The following is a 16,198-nucleotide window of genomic DNA, read 5'->3' on the forward strand; positions in this document are numbered from 1 at the left end:
AAACCGTCCGCAACCACGTCTCCAACATCTTCATGAAACTCCACGTCGCCGACCGCGCCCAAGCCATCGTCCTCGCCCGCGAAGCAGGCCTCGGCACGGACTGACGGCGGACACGAACAAGCCCCGGCCGGTGGACCGGGGCTTCGCGGTTCATCGCTCAGGTGCGCACGGACACGGGGGCGGAGCCTCCGCCTCGGGGGCTCCGGGGGGGTCGCCCCCCGGGCAGACCCGAGCGGGGCGGCACGGCGAGCACGCCTCCCCGCCCCGCGTTCAGGCGGACTTCTCCCGCGGCTCGCGCTTGGTGCGCTCGCGTGGGACGAGGGTGGGGTTGACGTGCTCGAGGACGGCCTCGCGGGTGATGACGACGCGGGCCACGTCATGGCGGCTGGGCACCTCGTACATCACCGACAGCAGCACCTCCTCCATGATCGCCCGCAGGCCGCGGGCGCCGGTGCCGCGCAGGATGGCCTGGTCGGCAATCGCCTCCAAGGCGTCGTCGGTGAACTCCAGGTCCACCCCGTCCAGCTCAAACAGCCGATGGTACTGCTTGACCAGCGCGTTCTTCGGCTCGGTGAGGATGGAGATCAGCGCGTCCCGGTCCAGGTTGTGCACGTTGGTGATCACTGGGAGGCGACCCACGAACTCCGGGATCATCCCGAACTTCAGCAGGTCCTCCGGCATGATGTCGGCCAGGATGTCGGAGGCGGCCTCCGCCTCGGCCTTGGAGCGGATCACCGCTCCAAAGCCCATCCCCTGCTTGCCGATCCGGGACTCGACGATCTTCTCCAGCCCGGCGAAGGCGCCACCGCAGATGAACAGCACGTTGGTGGTGTCGATCTGGATGAACTCCTGGTGCGGGTGCTTGCGCCCGCCCTGCGGGGGCACGCTGGCGGTGGTGCCCTCCAGGATCTTCAGCAGCGCCTGCTGGACGCCCTCCCCGGACACGTCCCGGGTGATCGACGGGTTCTCGCTCTTGCGGGCGATCTTGTCGACCTCGTCGATGTAGATGATCCCGGTCTCGGCCTTCTTGACGTCGTAGTCGGCCGCCTGGATCAGCTTCAGCAGGATGTTCTCCACGTCCTCGCCGACATAGCCCGCCTCGGTCAGGGCCGTGGCGTCCGCGATGGCGAACGGGACGTTGAGCAGCTTGGCGAGAGTCTGCGCGAGCAGTGTCTTGCCGGATCCGGTGGGGCCGAGCAGCAGGATGTTGGACTTGGCCAGCTCGACCGCGTCGTCACGGGAGCTGTCCCCGGACTGGATCCGCTTGTAGTGGTTGTAGACGGCCACCGACAACGCCTTCTTGGCCGTCTCCTGCCCGATCACATAGCCGTCGAGAAACTCGTAGATCTCCCGCGGCTTGGGCAGGCTGTCCCACTTGAGGTCGGAGGTCTCCGAGAGCTCCTCCTCGATGATCTCGTTGCAGAGATCAATGCACTCGTCGCAGATGTACACGCCCGGACCCGCGATGAGCTTCTTGACCTGCTTCTGGCTCTTCCCGCAGAACGAGCACTTGAGCAGGTCACCGCCGTCGCCGATGCGTGCCACCCAACCGTCTCCTTTTCGTGGGGCCGCCCGCCTGAGAGCATGCGGCACGGTGTCTTGCCTGGCGGTCGGCGGCGGGCCCGCCCGGCGTCCGCCGGTGGCCGCGGCTGCTGCCGCGCCGGCGTACGGCCGGGCCGCTCGTCACCTCGCGCTCGTACCTATGATCCCTTGTGGCGGCGGGTCCACGGTACGGGCGGCGACCGGTGCCCGCTGGCATCCGCATCGCCGACCACCTCGCTCGCTCGTCGCCTCGCCGGTCATCTGCGTTCCGAAGGCTCTCGACGTCGAATTCGACGTTACCGCCTCCGGAGGACTTGGTGAGCCCCCCGCCCGGAAGTCTCCTGCGAAGCGGCGGTTCCGGGGGTCTCCCGGGCCCGCCCGGAGCCGCCGGGCGGGCCCGGCCCGGTGGGGCCGGCCTGCTCGGCCGCCTTCAGGACGACACTACCTCCGCACGGCGCTTCCTGCTGACGAAGACATCGTCCACCAAACCGTACGACTTGGCATCCTCAGCGGTCAGGATCTTGTCGCGCTCGATGTCCCGGCGGACCTCCTCCAGCGGCTTGTTGCTGTGCCGGGCGAGGATCTCCTCCAGCTGCTCGCGGATCCGCATGATCTCGCGGGCCTGGATCTCGATGTCGCTGGACTGCCCGTAGGTGCCCTCGGTGGCCGGCTGGTGGATCAGGATCCGCGAGTGCGGCAGCGCCGCCCGCTTGCCCGGCGTCCCGGCCGCCAGCAGCACCGCCGCGGCCGAGGCGGCCTGGCCGATGCACACGGTCTGGATGTCGGGCTTGACGAACTGCATCGTGTCGTAGATCGCCGTCATGGCGGTGAAGGAGCCGCCCGGCGAGTTGATGTAGATGCTGATGTCCCGGTCCGGGTCGATGGACTCCAGCGTCAGCAGCTGGGCCATCACGTCGTTGGCCGAGGCGTCGTCGATCTGCACCCCGAGGAAGATGATCCGCTCCTCGAAGAGCTTGTTGTACGGGTTCATCTCCTTGACCCCGTACGTGGTGCGCTCGACGAAGGACGGGATGATGTAACGGCTCTGCGCGGGCGCCACGCCGCCGTCCGCCCGCATGCCCGGCCTGATCAGGTCGCTCACTTGTCTGCCTCCGCTAGTCCGCTTCGTTACCGATGATCCGGCGCCGGGCGCCGGATCATCATGAGACAGGGCCCTCGGAAGGCACCTGGTTGGCGCTGCGCACCACGTGGTCCACGAAGCCGTAGTCCTTGGCCTCCTCGGCGGTGAACCAGCGGTCCCGGTCGGAGTCGCGCTCGATCTGGTCGAGCGGCTGGGCGGTGTGCATCGCGATCCGCTCGGCCAGGGTCCTCTTGACGTACAGCATCTGCTCGGCCTGGATCTTGATGTCCGAGGCGGTGCCGCCGATCCCGCCGGACGGCTGGTGCATCATGATCCGGGCGTGCGGCAGCGCGTACCGCTTGCCGGGGGCTCCCGCGCACAGCAGGAACTGCCCCATGGACGCGGCCAGGCCCATGCCGACCGTGGCGACGTCGTTGGGGACGTACTGCATGATGTCGTAGATCGCCATGCCGGCCGACACCGAGCCGCCTGGCGAGTTGATGTACAGGTAGATGTCGCGCTGGCCGTCCTCGGCCGACAGCAGCAGCAGCTCGGCGCAGATCCGGTTGGCGATGTCGTCGTCCACCTGCTGGCCCAGGAAGACGATCCGCTTGCGCAGCAGCTGCTGGAAGAGCTGGTCGCCGAGCGGCAGCAGCTGAGCCTCGGCCACGCGCGCGACGGCCGGCTGCGGCTCAGGGAAAGTCGGAGGCATGCTCACCGGGTTCCTCCGGTCTGTGTATCGGGTCAACTGATTGGACACTAACGCGCCTCGCCTGCCGCTTAAGCCGGGAGGGCGGGCTTTTCGCTGGGGGCGTACCCCGGCCTTTCCCGGGAATGCGGACGGGCCGGGACCCGCGAGCGTGTCGCGGGTCCCGGCCCGTCCGGCGTGTCGTGCGCGGGCTCAGGACTCCGGCTTGTCCTTGGCCTCCTCGGCCTTGTCGGCGGCCTTGTCCTCGGCCTCGGCGGCCTCGGTCGCCTCGGCGGTCTCAGCGGCCTCCTCGGCGGTCTCGGTCCCGGCCTCGGCGGCCTCGGCGGTCTCGCCGTTCAGCTCACGCTGGATGGCCTCCAGGTCGAGCTCGTTGCCGGCCTCGTCGGTGATCTTGACGTGCTCGACCAGCAGGTTGAGGGCCTTGCTGCGCAGCACCTCCGACACCAGCGCCGGAATCTGGCCGCTGTCGGTGAGGTGCTGGGCCAGTTGCTGCGGCTGCACGCCCATCTGCATCGCCTGGGTGACGACGTACTCGCTGAGCTCCTCGTTCTCCACGCCCAGCTCCTCGTCGAGGGCGAGCTGGTCGAGCAGGAAGCCGCCCTTGACCGCCTGGCGGGCGGCCTCGGCGATCTCGGCGTCGAACTCCTCGGCGGTCTTGTCCTCGTTCGCCAGGTAGGCGTCCCGGGTCAGCCCGCTCCACTGCAGCTGCTGCTCCAGCTGCTCGTTGCGGCGCTGGATCTCGTCCTCGACCACCTTGTCGGGCAGCGGGATGTCGACCCGCCCCAGCAGGGCCTCCAGCGCCTTGTCGCGGGCCTGGCCGATCTGCTGCATCCGCTTGTTGCGGCCCAGCCGGGTGCGCAGGTCCGCGCGCAGCTCCTCGATGGTGTCGAACTCGCTGGCCAGCTGGGCGAACTCGTCGTCGGCCTCGGGCAGGTTCTTGACCTTGACGCTCTGCACGGTGACGGTGATCTCGGCCTGCTCACCGGCGCGCTCGCCGCCCACCAGGGTGGAGGTGAACGTCGTGGACTCGCCGGCGCTCATCCCGGCCAGCGCGTCGTCCAGGCCCTCCACCGAGGAGCCACTGCCGACCTCGTAGGAGTAGCCGGTGGTGGAGGCGTCCTCCACCGCCTCGCCGTCGATCGCGGCGGCCAGGTCGATGGAGACGAAGTCGCCCTCCTGCGCCGGCCGGTCGGCGGCGGTCAGCGAGCCGAACCGCTCGCGCAGCGTGTTGAGGGTCTCCTCGATCTCCTCGTCGGTGACCGCGGCCTCCTCGACGGTCACCTCCAGGTCGTCGTAGTCGGGCACCTCGAACTTCGGCCGCACGTCCACCTCGGCGGTGAACGCCAGCTCCTTGCCGTCGTCCAGGGTGGTGATCTCCACGTCGGGCTGGCCGAGCACGAAGATCTCGGTCTCCTCGACGGCACGGCCGTACAGCTCCGGCAGGGCGTCGTTGACCGCCTCCTGCAGGACCGCGCCACGGCCGACGTACTGGTCGATCAGCGGGGCGGGCACCTTGCCGGGCCGGAACCCCTTGATGCGTACCTGCTTGCTGATCTCTTTGTACGCCCTGTCGAGGTTCGGCTTGAGCTCGTCGAACGGTACCTCGACGGTGAGCTTGACCCGCGTGGGGGTCAGCTCCTCGACATCGGTCTTCACTGGGGTCGGTCTCCTTGTCCGGCACGGTCACAGGCGCGGGTTCACATTCCGGCCGCGGCGTCTCGACGCGTTGCCGCCGGTTCTGACGCCCGGGGCGCGGGCACGCCGACGAGCGGCTCCTCGCGCCTTCGCGCGCCAAGTCTATGGTGTCCGGACGGTACGCGCTGACACTCGGTCCGCCGGTGCGGCGCGCCGCGCCCTCAGAAGTTGGAGATCACCTCGGTGAAGATGTCGCCGATGGTGTTGGGGTCGGAGGAGTCGTAGGACGCCCCCTCGGTCGCCTCCGCGATCCGTCGCAGCACGTCCTGGTCGGCGTCCTTGCCGTAGCCGATGGTGAACACGCGCACCCGCTCCTCCTGTCCGGCGCCGAGCCGGCCGATGAGGGTCTCCAGGTCGATGCCGCCGGGCCGCTCGTTCTTGCCGTCGGTCATGACGACCACGGCGTTGATGGAGCCGCCCTCGCGGGCGGCGGTCATCTTCGCGTGGGCCTCGGCGGTGGTGTTGTACAGGCCCGTGCCGCCGCCGAGGGTGAGGCCGAGCAGCCGGCCGCGCAGGGTGGACCGGTGCGCCTGGTCCATCGGCCCCACCGGGACGAGTTCCTGCCAGTCCCGCTCGCCCTGAAGCTTGGCGGAGAACATCCACAGCCCGACCTTGTCCTGCCCGCGGAACTCCGCCAGCGCCTCGGCGGCGGCCTCCTTGGCCAGGTCCCCCTTGCTCTTGCCGGTGCCGGGGACGCCCTGCTCCATGGATCCGGACCGGTCGATGACCAGCAGCACGTTGGCCGGCTTGCGCAGCTCGGCCCAGGTCTTGAGGGTCAGGTCCAGCACGTCGTCGGACGGCAGCGACAGCGTGGTCCGCGGCTCGCCGGGCAGCAGCCCGTTGTCCCGGGTGACGTGCCGGCCCGGCCGGCCCCGGTGGTCGCGGAAGCCGTGGTCGGTGAACTCTTTCTGCACCTGGTCGGTGTGCAGGAACTTCAGGAATTCGTCGGCGGCCCGCTTCTTCTCGGCGTCCATCCAGCTCAGCGGGACGAACGGATGGTCGGAGTAGATCGTTCCCTCTTTGGGGTAGATCGCCGCCAGCGGCACCTTGGGCTTGGGGTGTTTACCCAGTTGGGCGGGGTCGAGCCCGGGATTGCCCTGGTTGTAGTTCCAGACCGAGTCCTCTTCGACGGTCACGGCCGAGATGTAGGACAGCGCCTGGCCCCGGTCGTCGGCCCGTTGCAGGTTGGTCAGAAACGTCAGCGACGTGTGCCCGTAGTGCACGATCGCCTTCTCGATGTCGGCGACGAACTTGCGGTTGTCGGCGGAGGTGATGTCGGCCTCGGTGAGGTCGGAGGTCGTGCCGGTGGCCGCGAAGTACGCGCCGACGGTGGCGTGCAGGCCCGAGGTGGACAGGTTGGGGTTGGTCTTGCCGAGCCGGAACGCCCCCCACTCCGGGTGCCCGTGCCGCTTCCAGCTGTCCGTGCCGGTCGCCAGGTCGGCCAGGTCGGCCCAGCCGATCGCCTTGTCCGGCCAGCCGATCGCCTCGGCCATCGGCCGGGGCATCGCGATGGTCAGCGGCGAGGTCATGATCGGCGGGAACTCGCCCTCCGGCACCGGCGAGGTCCGGTCCTGGCCGGCCATCCGCAGCCGCAGCATGGCGGCCCACACGTTGGCGGCCGGGCTCCAGATGTCGGGGCGTTTGCCATCGGTGCTCTCGTCCCAGCCGCGGGCCAGCGCCAACATGGCGGTGCCGGAGTTCTTGGAGTCGACCTCGACCTCGACACACTTGCCGCCGATCTTACGGTCCTCGGAGAACCGGTCGGCGGCCCGCTGCAGCAGGCCGACCTTGTCCTGGGAGGCCGCCATCCGCAGCCGGACGGTGCCGGCGCAGTCGCCGCCGCCACCGCAGGCGACGGCCGTCGTGGCGGCCAGCGCGGCGGTCGCGGCCAGGGCCACCGGCCCGCGGGCGGCCCGCCGCACGCCGCCTCCGCGATGGGCCCGCGCGGCCCCGTCTGGTTCCCGTCCGCCACCGCGGAACCTGCCGAAGACGTCCACCTCAACCTCCCGACCGCGACCGCCCGCACGGGCGCCGATGCGCGCCACCCTATGGCGCAAGATCACCTGGACAAGGCAATTCGCCACACCCCGTGACGAAGGCGAAATTCTCTCGTTCGTTGGACGGGCGGAAGCGGCCGCCCGTTTCCCTGAACGTTCCACTATCGGCCGTGTCGCGGCGGTTTGCCCACGGCGATGTCGGCGGTGCGAACTCCTCGTTACTGGGGCGTGACATGGCGGGGTTTCGGCCCCTACTTTTACGGGATGGACGGGACGCTTGCGGCCTTTGGGGCCACCGGGTTGTACTACGTCGGTTTCGCCGTTTTCAAGGTCGCGGCCGACCGAATGGAACCCGTGCGCGGCCACCGTGTCCACCACATGGCCTGGGTGATCCTGCGCAGCTGGATCTTCCTGGGCGGGCTGGTGCTGGTGCTGGGCGGGCTGAGCCTGCAGATCATCGCGCTGGGCGAGCTGACCCTGGGCGTGGCCGTCCCGATCTTCGTCTCCGGGCTGGTGCCGCTGCTGCTGATCGCGCTGACCGTGTTCGGGGAGCGGCTGACCCTGCGTGAGTGGGCGAGCCTGCTGCTGGTCGCCGCGGCGATGCTGCTGCTCGCGCTGTCCATCGAGGCCCCCCACCCGATCGACGCCGGCGAGGTGGAGCCCTGGCGGCTGGCCGCGGTGGTGGTCCCCCCGCTGGCGGTGTCGCTGGCGCTGATGGCCCTCGGCGACCGCCGTCCCGACGGGCGGCACGCCCGGCCGGTGACGGGCATCGCCTACGGGATGAGCGCCGGCTTCCCGATCGGCACCGCCGAGTTGGCCATCAAGGGCTGGGGCGACTCCACCGCCCCCGGCCTGGAGATCCTACGGACTCCCTACCCCTATCTGACGGTGCTGGCCGCGGCGCTGGGCTTCGGCATCATCATCGTGGGCTTCCAGCGCTGCCGGGTCTCGGTCGTCGCCACCGTGATGACGGTCAGCGCCAAGACCTACCTGCTGGTGATGGGCACGATCCTGTACGGGGAGCCGTGGCCGGACGAGGCGGGCCAGGCCGCCCTGCGGGTCCTGGCGCTGGCCCTGGCGGTCGGCGCGGTGCTGCTGTTCCCCCGCCACGACGACCGGGCGCATTCCCGGCACTCGCCCGAACGGGACGACGGTGACCCCGAGACGCCCGACCCCGGTCAGGCACCGGCGTCGGCGCTCCAGGGGCCGCCCGTCCCCGATCCCCGGGGATCGGACGCACCCGGGCCTCCCCGGACGCCGCCGGCCGGGCCTCAGCGGGTGCAGGCGCCCGAGCCCCAGTGGTTGCCGGCGCCTGAACCGCAGCAGGCGGCCCAGCCCCGGCAGGCCCCAGAGCCGCAGCGGGCACCTCGGCCCCGGCCGGCGCCCGAGCCCGCCCCCGAGATCAGGCGGCCGTACCGGCCGGGGCCCCAGCGGCCGCCGGTGCCGGAGTCCAGGCAGCCGTCCGCAGCCGAGGGCGGGCGACCGCACACGCCGAAGTACGGGCGACCACGCACGCTGGACCACGACGCGCCCGGCGAGGAACGCCCCTGATCCCGCGACACGCGCGCATACGCATGTAAAAGCGCATACGAGAGGGGATCCCGGAAGCGCCCCGCTCCGGGATCCCCTCGTCCTCGTACGGCCGGCGCGGCCCGTCGGGTGTGGGCCGCGCCGGTCCGGATGGGGCCGTCAGACCTGGCCGGCCTTCTCCAGCGCCGTGCAGCAGGTGTCGACGAGCGCCCGGGTGACCTCGTACGGGTCGCAGTTGGCGTTGGGGCGGCGGTCCTCCAGGTAGCCCTTCTGGTCGACCTCGACCTGCCACGGGATGCGCACCGAGGCGCCGCGGTCGGCCACGCCGTAGGAGTACTCGCTCCAGGGCGCGGTCTCGTGCTGGCCGGTCAGGCGCTCCTCGATGCCGTAGCCGTAGACCGAGATGTGCTCCTTGACCCTGTCACCGAGCGCCTCGGCGGCGGTGATGATCGGGGCGTATGCCTCGCGCATGGCCTTGGTGGAGAAGTTGGTGTGCGCGCCGGCCCCGTTCCAGTCACCCTTGGCGGGCTTGGGGTCGAGGGTGGCGGCGACGTTGTACTCCTCGGCGATGCGGTACAGCAGCCAGCGGGCGATCCACAGCGCGTCGGAGACCTCCACCGGGCCCGCCGGACCGACCTGGAACTCCCACTGGCCGGGCATGACCTCGGCGTTGATGCCGGAGATCGGCAGCCCCGCCGCCAGACAGGCGTCCAGGTGCCGCTCGACGATCTCCCGGCCGAACACCTCGTCGGCGCCCACGCCGCAGTAGTACGGGCCCTGCGGGGCCGGGAAGCCGGTCTCGGGGAAGCCCAGCGGCCGGCCGGCCTGGAAGAAGGTGTACTCCTGCTCGATGCCGAACAGCGACTGCTGGTCGGCGAAGCGCTCGGCGACCGGCAGCAGCCGGGCGCGGCTGTTGGTGGCGTGCGGGGTACCGTCGGGCAGGTAGACCTCGCACAGCACCAGCCGGTGGTCGCCGCCGCGGATCGGGTCCGGGCAGGAGAAGACCGGCTTCAGCACGCAGTCCGAGTTCTTGCCAGGCGCCTGGTTGGTGCTGGAGCCGTCGAAGCCCCAGGTCGGCAGTTCGGCACCGTCGGCGAGGATCTTGGTCTTGGACCGCAGCATGGCGGTGGGCTGGGTCCCGTCGATCCAGATGTACTCGGCCTTGTAGGTCACGTCGGTCCTTTCCTGGTGGTCGGCCGCACAGGTTCCGGCCAGGAAAGAGACTAGAAATCGGTCTTTTCGGACATGTTGCTCTTATGTGAACGGCATGTTAACCAAATTTTGTACAGGCAATATGTGGCCGCGGTCACATCGGCGGCCCGGGGCGTGTCGGTGCGGCCTCGTGCGCGGCCGGGCGGGAGTCCGGGCGCCTGGGCGGTCGAGGTCACAGGCGCCCGGACGGTGGCGGCGCCCTGGCATCCGGGTAGGGCGTCGCTCACCAGTACGCGCCGCCCGGCGCCCGGGGTTCAAAACGCCGGTGATGGGCGTTCCCGGACACCACCGGCGACCCCGGTTCCGGGGGCTAAGACGGGTATGGATGCCGCATGGATGGCGAAGGCTCCCCACCGCCGGCGGACCGGCCCCTGCGCTGCCTGGTCACGGGGGCGAGCGGTTACATCGGCGGACGGCTCGTCCCCGAGCTGCTGGCGGCCGGGCATAAGGTGCGGTGCATGGCCCGCAGCCCGGACCGGCTGCGCGGCCATCCGTGGTCCGGGCGCGTCGATATCGTTCGGGCCGACGTGCTGGATCCGGACGCGACCCGCGCGGCGCTCGACGGCATCGACGTCGCCTACTACCTGATCCACACGATGGGGTCGGGCCACGACTTCGCCGAACGGGACCGGCGGGCGGCACACGTCTTCGCCGAGGCCGCCGCGCGGGCGGGGGTCGGCCGCATCGTCTACCTGGGCGGCCTGAGCTCCGGCGGCGAGTTGTCCCCGCACCTGCGTTCGCGCGGGGAGGTCGGCGACATCCTGCTGGAGTCGGGCGTGCCGACGGCGGTACTGCGCGCCGCGGTCATCATCGGCTCGGGCTCGGCGTCCTTCGAGATGCTGCGTTATCTGACCGAACGGCTGCCGGTCATGGTGACGCCCCGGTGGGTGGACACCCGTATCCAGCCGATCGCCATCCGCGACGTGCTGCACTACCTCGTCGGCACGGCGACGCTGCCCCCACACGTCCACCGGGGCTTCGACATCGGCGGCCCGGACGTGCTCACCTATCGGGAGATGATGCGGCGCTACGCGGCGGCCGCCGGGCTGTCGCGGCGACTCATCGTGCCGGTGCCGGTGCTGTCGCCCCGGCTGTCGAGCCTGTGGATCGGGCTGATCACCCCGGTGCCGAGCACGATCGCCCGCCCGCTGGTGGAGTCGCTGCGCACCGAGGTGGTCTGCCACGAGCACGACATCGCCGCCTATGTGCCCGACCCACCGGGCGGCCTGATCGGCTTCGACCAGGCGGTGGAACTGGCCCTGCGGCGGATCCGCGAGGCCGACGTCGCCACCCGCTGGACGTCGGCCTCGCTGCCCGGCGCGCCCAGTGACCCGCTGCCCACCGACCCCCACTGGGCGGGCGGGAGCCTGTACGTGGACGAGCGGGAGCGTCGCACCACCGCCCCGCCCGAGGCCCTGTGGCGGGTCGTCGAGGGCATCGGCGGGGCCAACGGCTGGTACTCGCTGCCGGTCGCCTGGCGGCTGCGCGGCCTGCTGGACCGGATGGTCGGCGGGATCGGCCTGCGCAGGGGACGCCGCGACCTCCACCGGCTGCGCGTCGGTGACGCCGTCGACTTCTGGCGGGTGGAGGAGGTCGAGCCGGGACGGCTGCTGCGGCTGCGCGCCGAGATGCGGCTGCCGGGGCTGGCCTGGTTGGAGATGTCCGTGCGGCCCGTCCCCGGCGGGTCGGTGTACGCCCAGCGGGCCGTCTTCCATCCGCACGGCCTGCTGGGTCACCTGTACTGGCGGTCCATCGCCCCGTTCCACAGCCTGATCTTCGGCCGCATGCCCCGCAATATCGCCAGAACCGCCGAACAGGCCGCCTCTCTCCCGTCCTCCGCCCCCACCGGTGGCCCACGGCCGCCGGATCAGCCGCGCAGTGCGGCCAGCTCCTCCTCCAGCCACCCTGGGTTGCGCCGGTAGTAGCCGAGCTCTCCGGTCCCGGGGCCTCCGGGCGTCCACTCGGGGCTGTTGAGCAGTTCCCAGACCGATGCGTCGATGTCCTGCGGCCCGCGTCCCAGCAGCTCGCTGACGATCACGGCGGCGTCAACGGCCCGGACGCGTCCCGCCAGCGCCCGCCGGACCGCCGCCATCCCCTGCTCCGCCAGCAGGCCGCGGCACTCCTCGATGCGAGGTGCGAGCCATCCCGCCCGTCGGTAGTACTCCGGGCCGGGCGGATCGACCGGCTCGGTGAAGGCCCCGGCGAGCCGGTCCAGCAGCCGGTCGTGCATGCCGTCCGGGTCGATCGGCAGGTCGGGGTACTCCTTGCGGAACTCGTCCCAGTCGACCGACCTGACGGCTTCGGACAGGTCCCCGATCCCTGGCGGGCGGCTCGCGTAGGCGGTGTCGGCGGCCACCAGTGTCTCCCGCAGCAGCCGGGCGTCCAGCGGTGTCGTCCCTTCCGGCGACTCGGCCAGCAGCATCGCGTCGTACACATCCTTGGCCTGCGGGTGCATGTCGGTCAGCAGCCAGAGGACCTTCCAGGCCAGGGAAAGCCCTGGGGTCGCCGTCAGCAGCACCGGCGGCTCTCCCCCGTCGGAACGCGGGAGGGTGGTCGGCTCCGGGGCCCTCGGCAGCGGCTCGCCGAACACGAAGTCCAGCTGCACCGAGCCCGGCGGCAGCCCTTCGGCCCGCCACGGCAGCACCAGCCGCCGTCCCGGCACCCGGTCGTAGGTCCAGATCTCCTCGCTGACCGCGCCGTTCGCCTGCACCTGAACCCCGCTGTCGCCGAGGTGCCCCGGCCACGACAGTTCCTGGGAGCGATGGGCGATGTCGTCGAACATGCGTTGGGTGCGCCCGTCGTGGATGTGCCACGAGCGTGGCACGACCACGAAGTCCAGGTCGCCCGGCTCGCGCGCCGCCGGGCCCAGCCAGGCGGCCAGCAGCACGCTGCCGCGCAGCACCAGGTGATCGGCCCAGCGGGAGTCGGCGATCGCCGCGAGAACGTGGTCGAAGGCGGCGCGGCGGGCCGCGTACCAGCGGGCGCCCACCCGCTCGTCACGGAACTGCGGCTCGCCCGCCCGCATTGCCTTGACGTGCTGCTTCAGGGCAGGGTCGAACACCGGCCGCTGCACCACGCCCTCGCCAGGCACCGGACGCAGCGTCCTGGGCAGGTCCAGCCGGCGGCGGGTCGCCTCGTCCGGCGCCACTCCCGGCACCCGGCCCGTCGCCGGCCACGGGCCGAACCCGAAGTCCTGCCACCGCGAAGTCATGTCCCCATTTCCCTCTCGTCGATCCAGCCGTCGTCCAGCGACTCATCGCCGTCGAAGACCACGAACTCGCGTTCCACCTCGGCGATGCGGTGGTGCCGCTCCCGCAGCGCCGCGACCAGGGCGGCCAGGCGGCGTTCGGCGGCGGGCGCGCCGACCAGCCGGCAGCGCTGGGTGACGAACCGCTCGGCCACGCCGTCGGCACGGACCCGGCGCGCGTTGCGGGACAGCCGCGCGGCGTGCGGCGCGACCAGGGCGGTCAGCGCGGCGGCGTCGAACCCGGGCTCCAGCAGCAGCTTGAGGTGGTGCTCGAAGTAGCGGCCCGGCCCCAGTTCCGCCGCCTCGGCGTCGTCGGCGGGGACGCCCCGGTTCCAGGGGGCCGCCTCCACCTTGGACCGCGTCACCTCGAAGCCGTCGGCCCGCAGCGCCGCCGCCGTCCGCCCGGCGGCGGCCATGACCTCGGCGAGCGTGCCGGTGCCGCGCAGCGTCAGCATTGGCTGGGAGACCACCCGGCCGCGGTCCAGCACGATGTGGGCGAATCCGTGGCCGTGGGCGGCGGCCCAGCGGGCCAGCGCCTCCAGCCGCCGTTCGCCGCACCGGACGGTCAGATGCGTCTCGAACTCTCCCGTGAAATCCACCGTGCGTTCCCTCTCGTGGTCACTGCCGATGATCACACCGAGGACACGCGGGGGCACCGGGTTTTCCGTGCGGACGGGCCGGGGCCCGGCCGGTCACGAGGTCGTCAGGAGGGCGGTGAGGGTAGCGCCGAGCGGGGCGTCGAGGGTCACCAGGGCGTGGGCGTCGCCCCGGGTCGGCCCCTGGTTGACGATCGCGACGGGGACGGCGTGCCGGGCGGCGTGGCGCACGAACCGGTAGCCGGACATCACGGTCAGCGAGGAGCCGAGAACGAGCAGCAGGCCGGCGCGCTCGGTCAGCGCGTAACACTCCCGGACCCGCCAGGGCGGCACGTTCTCGCCGAAGAACACCACATCGGGCTTGAGCAGGCCGCCGCAGCCCACGCAGTCCACGATCCGGAAGGCGTCGATCCGGTCGTCGTCCAGGACGGCGTCACCGTCGGGGTTGATGGCACCGGCGTCGGCCTCCCAGCCGGGGTTGGCCGCGCGCAGGCGCCGTTCGAGGTCCTGGCGGGGGGTGCGCTCCCCACAGCCGAGGCAGATGACGCGGTCCAGGGCGCCGTGCAGTTCGATCACGTCGCGGGCGCCGGCGGCCTGGTGCAGGCCGTCGACGTTCTGTGTGATGACCCCGGCGACCAGCCCGCGGCGCTGCAGTTCGGCGACCGCGCGGTGACCGGCGTTGGGGGCGGCGCCGGTGATGTGCCGCCAGCCCAGGTGGCTGCGCGCCCAGTACCGCCGGCGCGCCGCCGCGCTGCCGACGAACGTCTGGTACGTCATCGGGCGGGCCCGCCGCCTGCGCCCGCTCTCCCCCCGATAGTCGGGGATCCCGGACTCGGTGGACAGTCCCGCCCCGCTCAGCACCACCACGTCGCCGTCCGCGACGAGGTCGGCCAGCATCTCGATCCGAGGGCCGGTGAGCCGGAGCGGTGCTCCGGATCCGCCGCCGAGGCCGTCGTCCACGAGCTGAGTCACCTCTCCATGGTGCCCGACGTCCGCACCCGCCCGTCCCGCGCGGCGGGGAACGTCCACGGCGCCGGCCCGGCCCGGGCACCCGTGGCCGCGCGAGGGCGGCATGTCACGATGAGATCATGACGACACCACCGCTCACTCCCGACGAGTTGCTGACGACCACCCGTGCCGTGCGCAAGAGGCTGGACCTGGACCGGCCCGTGCCCATGGAGCTGGTCCGGGAGTGCCTGGAGACCGCCCTCCAGGCGCCGTCCGGCAGCAACAAGCAGGACTGGGAGTGGATCGTGCTGACCGATCCGCAGCTCAAGGCCCAGGTCGGGGAGTTCTACCGGCGGGCGTTCGAAAAGTACGCCGCCTCCAGGTCGTCGGCGGCCAAGCTGTACCAGGACGATCCCGCCCGCGCCGCGGTGCAGGAGCGCGTGGGCAGCAGCGCCGCCTACCTCGCCGAGGTCATGGGGCAGGTCCCGGTCCTGCTCATCCCCTGTCTGCACGTGCCGTCGGGGCGGCTGGCGGAGGGCAACCAGGCCGGGCTGTGGGGCTCCTTGCTGCCCGCCGTGTGGAACTACATGCTGGCTGCACGCGCCCGCCGTCTGGGCACCGCCTGGACGTCACTGCACCTGGTGTACGAAAAGGAGGTCGCCGACCTGCTCGGCCTGCCGCCCGAAGTCCGGCAGGGCGCCCTGGTCCCGACGGCGTACTACACCGGCGACACCTTCCGCCCCGCTCCCCGGCGGCCGCTGGACGAGGTCCTGCACGTTAACGGCTGGCAGGGCAAGGCTTGAGTCCTCGGCACCGCCATGGCCCGCGTTACCCCCGACGCGTTAGGAGAGCCCGGTGAACGATCCGGCCAGAGCAGGTGTCATCGCACGTCATCGCATGAGATCCGCCCGCATGTCGGGCAGCGGTCGCGCGAAGGCCCGCCGTCACGCCTGGAGGGCCGCCGCCGCGGGACTGGTGTTCGTACCGGTGCTGGGGGGCCTTTCCGGCTGCGGGGACGAGGCGGCACCAGAGACGGCGCCATCGGGGGCGCCATCGGCCGCCGAGTTCGACGGCCGGGCGGAACGGCTCGGTGTCGCGGTGGAGATCATCTATGTCATCGACCTCAAGGGCTACCACCGTGCCACCGGAGCCATGGGTGTCTACGGCAACGACGGGTTCCAGGACATCTACGTGTCGGACAAGGGCGATGATGTGCGGCTGACCGTTGAGCGGCGTACCCTCACCGCCGCCAACTGCCCGGCCCTGCCGATACCGGCGGCCCAGACTCCGGGCGGATCGGTGCAATGCACGCCGGACGGTGACGGCTGGCGCCGCACGAGCGGGGACCGGCAGGAGTACGCGGTGGTCGATGGCGGTCACCTGGTGCGGGTGAGCGGCCGTGTGGGCGCCACCACTTTCGACCTGCTCCGGGACGCCGCGAAGAACGCGCACCCGGCCGACCCGGAGCAGCTCGACAAGATGCTGCCGCCCAGTGAGCCCGGCGGCCCGCCCGGAGAGACCCCCAGCGGCCAGGTGACGCCTCCCCCACGGGGAGACCTGCCTCCCCACGGCGACGGCGCCCCCGACAACCACGTCGGTCCCGGCGGCTGACCCCGCCGTTCTGTGTCGTGGCCTGGAGAC

14 protein-coding genes are annotated in these 16,198 nt (G+C 71.5%); 5 read left to right on the forward strand and 9 right to left on the reverse strand.

The window, feature by feature from the left end:
• Nucleotides 1-104 (forward strand): LuxR C-terminal-related transcriptional regulator (locus tag C4U03_RS15760; protein ID WP_146087402.1); only part of this gene is annotated, 104 nt, incomplete at its 5' end.
• A gap of 166 nt (nucleotides 105-270) precedes the next feature.
• On the opposite strand, the gene clpX is transcribed toward C4U03_RS15760, so the two are convergent.
• The 5 genes from clpX to C4U03_RS15785 all read right to left on the reverse strand — a co-directional run bounded on the left by clpX (nucleotide 271) and on the right by C4U03_RS15785 (nucleotide 6,949).
• On the reverse strand, nucleotides 271-1,545 hold the full coding sequence (clpX, locus tag C4U03_RS15765; RefSeq protein ID WP_103938545.1) for an ATP-dependent Clp protease ATP-binding subunit ClpX: 1,275 nt from the start codon (nucleotides 1,543-1,545) through the stop codon (nucleotides 271-273).
• A 427-nt stretch (nucleotides 1,546-1,972) separates the two neighbouring features.
• Entirely contained in the window at nucleotides 1,973-2,620 is a 648-nt protein-coding gene (locus C4U03_RS15770) for an ATP-dependent Clp protease proteolytic subunit (protein WP_103938831.1), read from the reverse strand.
• Nucleotides 2,621-2,702: 82 nt separating this feature from the next.
• Complete coding sequence (locus tag C4U03_RS15775) at nucleotides 2,703-3,335, reverse strand: ATP-dependent Clp protease proteolytic subunit (RefSeq protein WP_103938546.1); 633 nt, start codon at nucleotides 3,333-3,335, stop codon at nucleotides 2,703-2,705.
• A 189-nt stretch (nucleotides 3,336-3,524) separates the two neighbouring features.
• Entirely contained in the window at nucleotides 3,525-4,988 is a 1,464-nt protein-coding gene (gene tig / locus C4U03_RS15780) for a trigger factor (RefSeq protein ID WP_103938547.1), read from the reverse strand.
• A gap of 200 nt (nucleotides 4,989-5,188) precedes the next feature.
• Nucleotides 5,189-6,949: a substrate-binding and VWA domain-containing protein gene (locus tag C4U03_RS15785; protein WP_103938832.1), complete on the reverse strand. Its 1,761-nt coding sequence runs from the start codon at nucleotides 6,947-6,949 to the stop codon at nucleotides 5,189-5,191.
• Between the two features lie 339 nt (nucleotides 6,950-7,288).
• Here C4U03_RS15785 and C4U03_RS15790 point away from each other — a divergent pair, with 339 nt between their 5' ends.
• Nucleotides 7,289-8,575 (forward strand): hypothetical protein, encoded by a 1,287-nt coding sequence (locus tag C4U03_RS15790; RefSeq protein ID WP_146087403.1) that lies wholly within the window; start codon nucleotides 7,289-7,291, stop codon nucleotides 8,573-8,575.
• Between the two features lie 138 nt (nucleotides 8,576-8,713).
• Here C4U03_RS15790 and glnII read toward each other — a convergent pair whose 3' ends face one another.
• A complete protein-coding gene (gene glnII / locus C4U03_RS15795) occupies nucleotides 8,714-9,727 on the reverse strand; it encodes a glutamine synthetase (RefSeq protein WP_103938549.1) in 1,014 nt (337 codons plus the stop codon).
• A 371-nt stretch (nucleotides 9,728-10,098) separates the two neighbouring features.
• Here glnII and C4U03_RS15800 point away from each other — a divergent pair, with 371 nt between their 5' ends.
• Nucleotides 10,099-11,688 carry an SDR family oxidoreductase gene (locus C4U03_RS15800; protein WP_103938550.1) on the forward strand — a complete coding sequence of 530 codons (1,590 nt, stop codon included), beginning with the start codon at nucleotides 10,099-10,101 and terminating at the stop codon, nucleotides 11,686-11,688.
• Here the strand turns inward: C4U03_RS15800 and C4U03_RS15805 are convergent.
• From C4U03_RS15805 to C4U03_RS15815, 3 genes are all read right to left on the reverse strand, one after another.
• On the reverse strand, nucleotides 11,634-12,977 hold the full coding sequence (locus C4U03_RS15805; protein WP_103938551.1) for a nucleotidyl transferase AbiEii/AbiGii toxin family protein: 1,344 nt from the start codon (nucleotides 12,975-12,977) through the stop codon (nucleotides 11,634-11,636). The genes C4U03_RS15800 and C4U03_RS15805 overlap by 55 nt on opposite strands.
• Nucleotides 12,974-13,612 carry a hypothetical protein gene (locus C4U03_RS15810; RefSeq protein ID WP_103938833.1) on the reverse strand — a complete coding sequence of 213 codons (639 nt, stop codon included), beginning with the start codon at nucleotides 13,610-13,612 and terminating at the stop codon, nucleotides 12,974-12,976. The genes C4U03_RS15805 and C4U03_RS15810 overlap by 4 nt, the downstream gene beginning before the upstream one ends.
• Before the next feature lie 93 nt (nucleotides 13,613-13,705).
• Complete coding sequence (locus C4U03_RS15815; protein WP_103938834.1) at nucleotides 13,706-14,506, reverse strand: NAD-dependent protein deacetylase; 801 nt, start codon at nucleotides 14,504-14,506, stop codon at nucleotides 13,706-13,708.
• 191 nt (nucleotides 14,507-14,697) lie between these two features.
• On the opposite strand from C4U03_RS15815, the gene C4U03_RS15820 reads away from it, so the two are divergent.
• On the forward strand, nucleotides 14,698-15,360 hold the full coding sequence (locus C4U03_RS15820; protein WP_103938552.1) for a nitroreductase family protein: 663 nt from the start codon (nucleotides 14,698-14,700) through the stop codon (nucleotides 15,358-15,360).
• 109 nt (nucleotides 15,361-15,469) lie between these two features.
• Nucleotides 15,470-16,168, forward strand: coding sequence for a hypothetical protein (locus C4U03_RS15825; RefSeq protein ID WP_103938553.1), 699 nt, complete (start codon nucleotides 15,470-15,472; stop codon nucleotides 16,166-16,168).
• The last annotated feature ends 30 nt before the right edge of the window (nucleotides 16,169-16,198 follow it).

The sequence above is a fragment of the Thermomonospora echinospora genome (assembly GCF_900108175.1).
Classification (GTDB): Bacteria; Actinomycetota; Actinomycetes; order Streptosporangiales; family Streptosporangiaceae; genus Thermomonospora; species Thermomonospora echinospora.